The sequence below is a fragment of the Acinetobacter sp. UBA6720 genome, from assembly GCF_002454215.1.
GTDB lineage: Bacteria > Pseudomonadota > Gammaproteobacteria > Pseudomonadales > Moraxellaceae > Acinetobacter.
The window spans coordinates 1-4,694 of the sequence record NZ_DKIK01000025.1 but is presented as its reverse complement, the minus strand read 5'-3'; the positions used below and the strand labels follow the sequence as shown (position 1 = coordinate 4,694).

General features: G+C 37.8%; 4 protein-coding genes and 1 pseudogene. 3 read left to right on the top strand and 2 right to left on the bottom strand.

Features of this window, described 5'->3' with window-relative positions; genetic code table 11:
- A partial coding sequence (locus tag B4F08_RS02335) for an IS5 family transposase (protein WP_291372904.1) occupies window positions 1-563 on the top strand: 563 nt, incomplete at its 5' end.
- A gap of 7 nt (window positions 564-570) precedes the next feature.
- On the opposite strand, the gene B4F08_RS02330 is transcribed toward B4F08_RS02335, so the two are convergent.
- Entirely contained in the window at window positions 571-2,307 is a 1,737-nt protein-coding gene (locus B4F08_RS02330) for a UvrD-helicase domain-containing protein (RefSeq protein ID WP_183174076.1), read from the bottom strand.
- Window positions 2,304-2,834, bottom strand: coding sequence for a hypothetical protein (locus B4F08_RS02325; protein ID WP_291372901.1), 531 nt, complete (start codon window positions 2,832-2,834; stop codon window positions 2,304-2,306). Before B4F08_RS02325 ends, B4F08_RS02330 begins: the two co-directional genes overlap by 4 nt.
- 85 nt (window positions 2,835-2,919) lie before the next feature.
- Here B4F08_RS02325 and B4F08_RS02320 point away from each other — a divergent pair.
- Window positions 2,920-3,102 (top strand): annotated as a pseudogene (locus B4F08_RS02320) (IS3 family transposase); the annotation flags it as partial.
- Between the two features lie 78 nt (window positions 3,103-3,180).
- Window positions 3,181-4,533 (top strand): glutathione-disulfide reductase, encoded by a 1,353-nt coding sequence (gene gorA / locus B4F08_RS02315; RefSeq protein ID WP_002122354.1) that lies wholly within the window; start codon window positions 3,181-3,183, stop codon window positions 4,531-4,533.
- Window positions 4,534-4,694 lie beyond the last annotated feature (161 nt).

Here is a 4,694-nt window from a genome sequence, read left to right as displayed (position 1 = left end):
AGTGGCGAGATTTGCCTGAAAGATTCGGTCGTTGGAACTCTGTATTTAAGCGCTTTAACCTTTGGTCAAAGAAAGGTGTGTTACAAAAATGGTTTCAAAGCATATCGTCCGATAATGATCCAGAATGGTTGTTTATTGATGGAAGTATTGTCAAAGCGCATCAAGACAGTAGCGGAGCCGCAAGCAGTTCAGATGAAGCGATAGGAAAAAGTCGGGGTGGGAGTTCTACAAAAATTCATCTCGCTGTAGATAGCGGTGGGCTTCCCGTTTATTTTGAAATATCGGGTGGTCAGATAAATGACATTGGTTATGTGAAAAAAACCGATGCAGAAACCCAGGTACTGTTTGAATTTATCGCGCATCGATATGAAAGCGGTAGCCTGATCATCACAGCCAATCACCCGTTTAGTGCATGGGATCAGATCTTCCCAGACAGCATGATGACGGTAGCGGCCATAGATCGGCTGATCCACCACGCGACAATTATAGAATTAGAAGGAGAAAGCTATCGAAAACAACATCAGTTAAAACAAGCTGGAAGTAGGAAAAATGAGAAAACCTAACCGGCCATCATAATTGACGCGAACCGGCCAAGATAGTTGACGCCGAACACAACAAATTACTTACTGTAAGAAGTGCTGTATCCGACAATGATTGAGTTGCTAACACAGCTAGCCTTGTCATTGGGCGAGAAATGGAAACATAAAAAAGATTACGAGCTCTATAAAAACCTTTCGTATTTGCTCTATTCAGTTTTTTAGTCTCAAGCAACTCGAGAAGCTGTGGCCATTTATAATGATTCCACCCACCACCTAAGACAACTAATACATTCTCAAACTCAGCCCCCTTAACACTATGCTGCGTTGCAAAAGGAGTCTGCTTTTCAATAAACCTTGTAACTTCGATAACCTCCTTATATTCGATTTTTTTTAATTTATTATAACGTTGTAGTGTTGAAGACCATTCCGCTTCAGGTGTATCCATAAGTGAAAGAATCTCTTCCTCTCTTCTAAGTATTCGATCAGATGGCAATGGGCGTTTTGTCGTCTTTAAATGATCTATCACTTGACCAATAGTTCCTTCATTCCTTAACTTTAGCAATTGATCCATATCTCTTCGCCACAACATTTTATCTTCATGTTTTGTAATAGCAGGTCTAGTGCCTAATTTCTTAAACATTTCTCCATAAAGTGATGAGCTATAAGCTATGCATATTGGTTCAATTACTTCAGCAAAGAATCTAATAACCGGATCTTCTTTCTTTGTAAATTGTTCTGTATGGCGTTTAAATAATTCAGCAATTTGAGGATAGCCTTGTTCAATAGCCAAAACATTGTGACTAAGCATTAATACTTTTGTTTTTTGTAAATCCCAACCCTCTCCTTGCAGCCTTATTATCAACTCCTCACGGCAACTACGGGCTAAATCCGAAGGTAAATCTTCCTTAGAATGGAGCTCATCAGTTCTCCCCCCCTTATAAGCGTTGGTATGGAAAAACCTAGCCTCACCTTTAGCTTCTGGTACGCTAACAGCTTGAGGGAGTTCTGGACGTAAAGTATTAAGTACATTTACGATGGCGGGAGCTGAACGAAAGTTTGATCCCTTAGCAATTTCTTCAATTGGATATTCTGCTAGCTCATACTCACTACTGTAAATGGTTTGCCAATGATCTCCAAAAAGACCAATTATGGGGCCAGTTTTTGGCTTTAAAAAGAATTCAGTTATAGCATCCATAAATTTACGGTTAGTATCCTGATATTCATCAATAAAAATTACTGGAAATTGCTCACTAAATAACATCTGAAACTTTTCTTTAGCCAAAAGCATTGCCATCAATTCAGGTATATCATCATGATTAAGCGTAATTCGCTTCTCATCGACACTAAAGAATCCTAAATCATATTCTACTAGTTGTGACCCAATACCACCGCCCAGCTCAATTTTCTCTTTTTTATCATCTATTTCACTAACTAAATCACGTATTGCCTTCTGAAATTGACGAATAAATGCCCAACAAAAACCATGAATTGTATCAACAAGAATTGCTGGGTGATCTTCAATTTCTTGAGCAATTTCATTGCGTGCAACTTCTGTATAAGTAATACAAGCAACTTTTTTACCAGTCCGTACTAACATGGAACCACGTTCGTCGATTAGTTTCTTGAGTGCCGCTACCAAAGAATATGTCTTACCTGCCCCCGCACCTGCTTCAAGTCTAAAACTATAACCCGCATCTAGAGCCTCATTGATCTTTCTCTGAGCTTCTTGTGCAGCAACTAGTGCAGGATTTTCTTTAATCTGGCTCATGCTGTTGCTCCTTTATCTAATGGTTCTAAATTTTGTATAGGAACATCAGATTCAGCAAGCCAAACTAGACCCTCATGAATATATCTTGGTACAACCCATTCTTTTTTGCGAATTGCATATTCTAAAGCAAAATCTGATTTAGTAAGCCCCTTCGCATACTCCCAAGCTTCAATAACAACATCCTCTTCATTTGGCAGAGTAAAGTCTTTGAGGTTTGCTAAAATCAGAGCATCCTCGTAGCTTCTTGCACAAACATCCGTATTTGGATCCTCAGGGATCTGGTATGCAATTCGTCTACAGCTAACCTGCTTATCAGTTGGAGTCTTAGCTAAAAGTTCTACTGGGGATAAATGAAAATCCTCTATCTTTTTAATATCCTTAGGAGCAAACCAATATCTTATTGCGGTATTACAGGTTCGCGTACCTTCCGCTACTGGGCATTTTTCCCATACGTTAATTTTCTTTTTTTTATTATTTTCTTTTTCCACCTTTTTGATTGAATCTAAATCAGTAACTACCGTAAGCATCCGGCTAACACAGCCTTACCAAGCGATCCTATAAGCCTTAATTTAGTTCCCACCTAAAAACAAGTGGGGACTTAATCCATGAACAAGCTTTTGGGGAATACTGAAAAATGAGTTAGTGCATCATTACAACTATCAAACCAGAGAAGAAGCCAAAGCAGATATTATAAAATACATTGAATTATTTTATAATCATCGAAGAATTCAAAAGGGTTTGGGTTTTAAGACACCAAATCAAATGGCCGAAGACTTTTATAAGTTGGCTGCCTAGAATCTCCCAAGGGAAAGTCTCCTGATAATTCAGCGTATATCATTAACTTTTTAAATCTAAAAAACAGGAATTTCATTTATGTCTAAACACTATGATTATATTGCGATTGGCGGAGGCAGTGGCGGTATTGCATCAGTCAATCGTGCTGCCATGTATGGTAAGAAATGTGCACTGATAGAAATGGGTGATATTGGTGGAACCTGTGTCAACGTAGGATGTGTTCCTAAAAAAGTGATGTGGTATTCAGCTCAAATTGCCGATGCGATTCATAAATATGGTCCTGACTATGGCTTTAATACAGAATTGAAATCCTTTAACTGGAAGAAATTAGTTGAAAACAGACAAGCCTATATCAGCCGAATACATACATCGTATGACACAGGACTAGCTAAAAATAATGTTGATGTCATTCGAGGTTTTGCAAAATTTTTAGATGCTCAAACAATTGAAGTAAATGGTGAAACGTACACAGCTGACCATATTTTAATTGCTACGGGGACTCAAGCATTCAAACCTGAAATTGAAGGTGCTGAATATGGTATTGATTCCAATGGTTTCTTCGGATTAGAACACTTACCGAAGCGGACTGCTATTGTTGGTTCTGGCTATATTGCTGTGGAATTGGCAGGTGTTCTTAATGCATTGGGTTCGAATGTACAATTATTTATTCGTAAACATCAGCCTTTGCGTGGATTAGATCATTTCCTTGGTAAAACACTATTAGAGAATATGCGCAGTGAAAATATTAACGTGCATACTCATAGTCAGATTAACAAAGTGACTAAAGTTCAAGATAACTCACTTGTATTACACCTAGAAGATGGTACAGAACATAGTGTAGATTGCTTGATTTGGGCAATTGGTAGAAAACCTGCAACTGAAGCGATCAATCTTAATAAGACTCAAGTTCAATTGAACGAGAATCGCTTTATTCATGTTGATGCATATCAAAATACAACACAGTCTGGCATTTATGCAGTGGGTGATATTACAGGTAAAGTCGAGTTAACACCTGTTGCTGTGGCAGCGGGTCGAAGACTGTCTGAACGTTTATTTAACAATAAGCCAAATGAACATTTAGATTATGAAAATATTCCGACTGTGGTGTTTAGTCACCCACCTATTGGAACAGTTGGATTAACCGAAGATCAAGCCATAGAAAAATTTGGTAAAGATGCCATCAAAATTTATAGTTCTTCCTTTACATCCATGTATACAGCGATAACAGAACATCGACAACTCACAAAAATGAAATTAATTTGTGTAGGAACTGATGAGAAAGTGGTCGGAATTCATGGTATTGGATACGGTATGGATGAAATTCTGCAAGGCTTTGCTGTTGCTTTAAAAATGGGAGCAACTAAAAAAGACTTCGATAACACTTTAGCAATTCATCCGACTTCTGCTGAAGAATTCGTCACAATGCGTTAATCATTGATCATCTAAAAGAGCATTTATTTATATATTTGCTCTTATTTTTATATTCTATATCCAAATTATGAACTTTCAACAACTTAGAATTATTAGAGAACTCACTCAACATAATCTCAATTTATCACAAACAGCACATGCTCGGCTTTGTTGCACAAAGA

Excerpts from the sequence above, each read along its gene's own strand:
- B4F08_RS02330 (WP_183174076.1), bottom strand. The coding sequence starts at position 2,307 with ATGAGCCAGATTAAAGAAAATCCTGCACTAGTTGCTGCACAAGAAGCT.
- B4F08_RS02325 (WP_291372901.1), bottom strand. The coding sequence starts at position 2,834 with ATGCTTACGGTAGTTACTGATTTAGATTCAATCAAAAAGGTGGAAAAA.
- gorA (WP_002122354.1), top strand. The coding sequence starts at position 3,181 with ATGTCTAAACACTATGATTATATTGCGATTGGCGGAGGCAGTGGCGGT.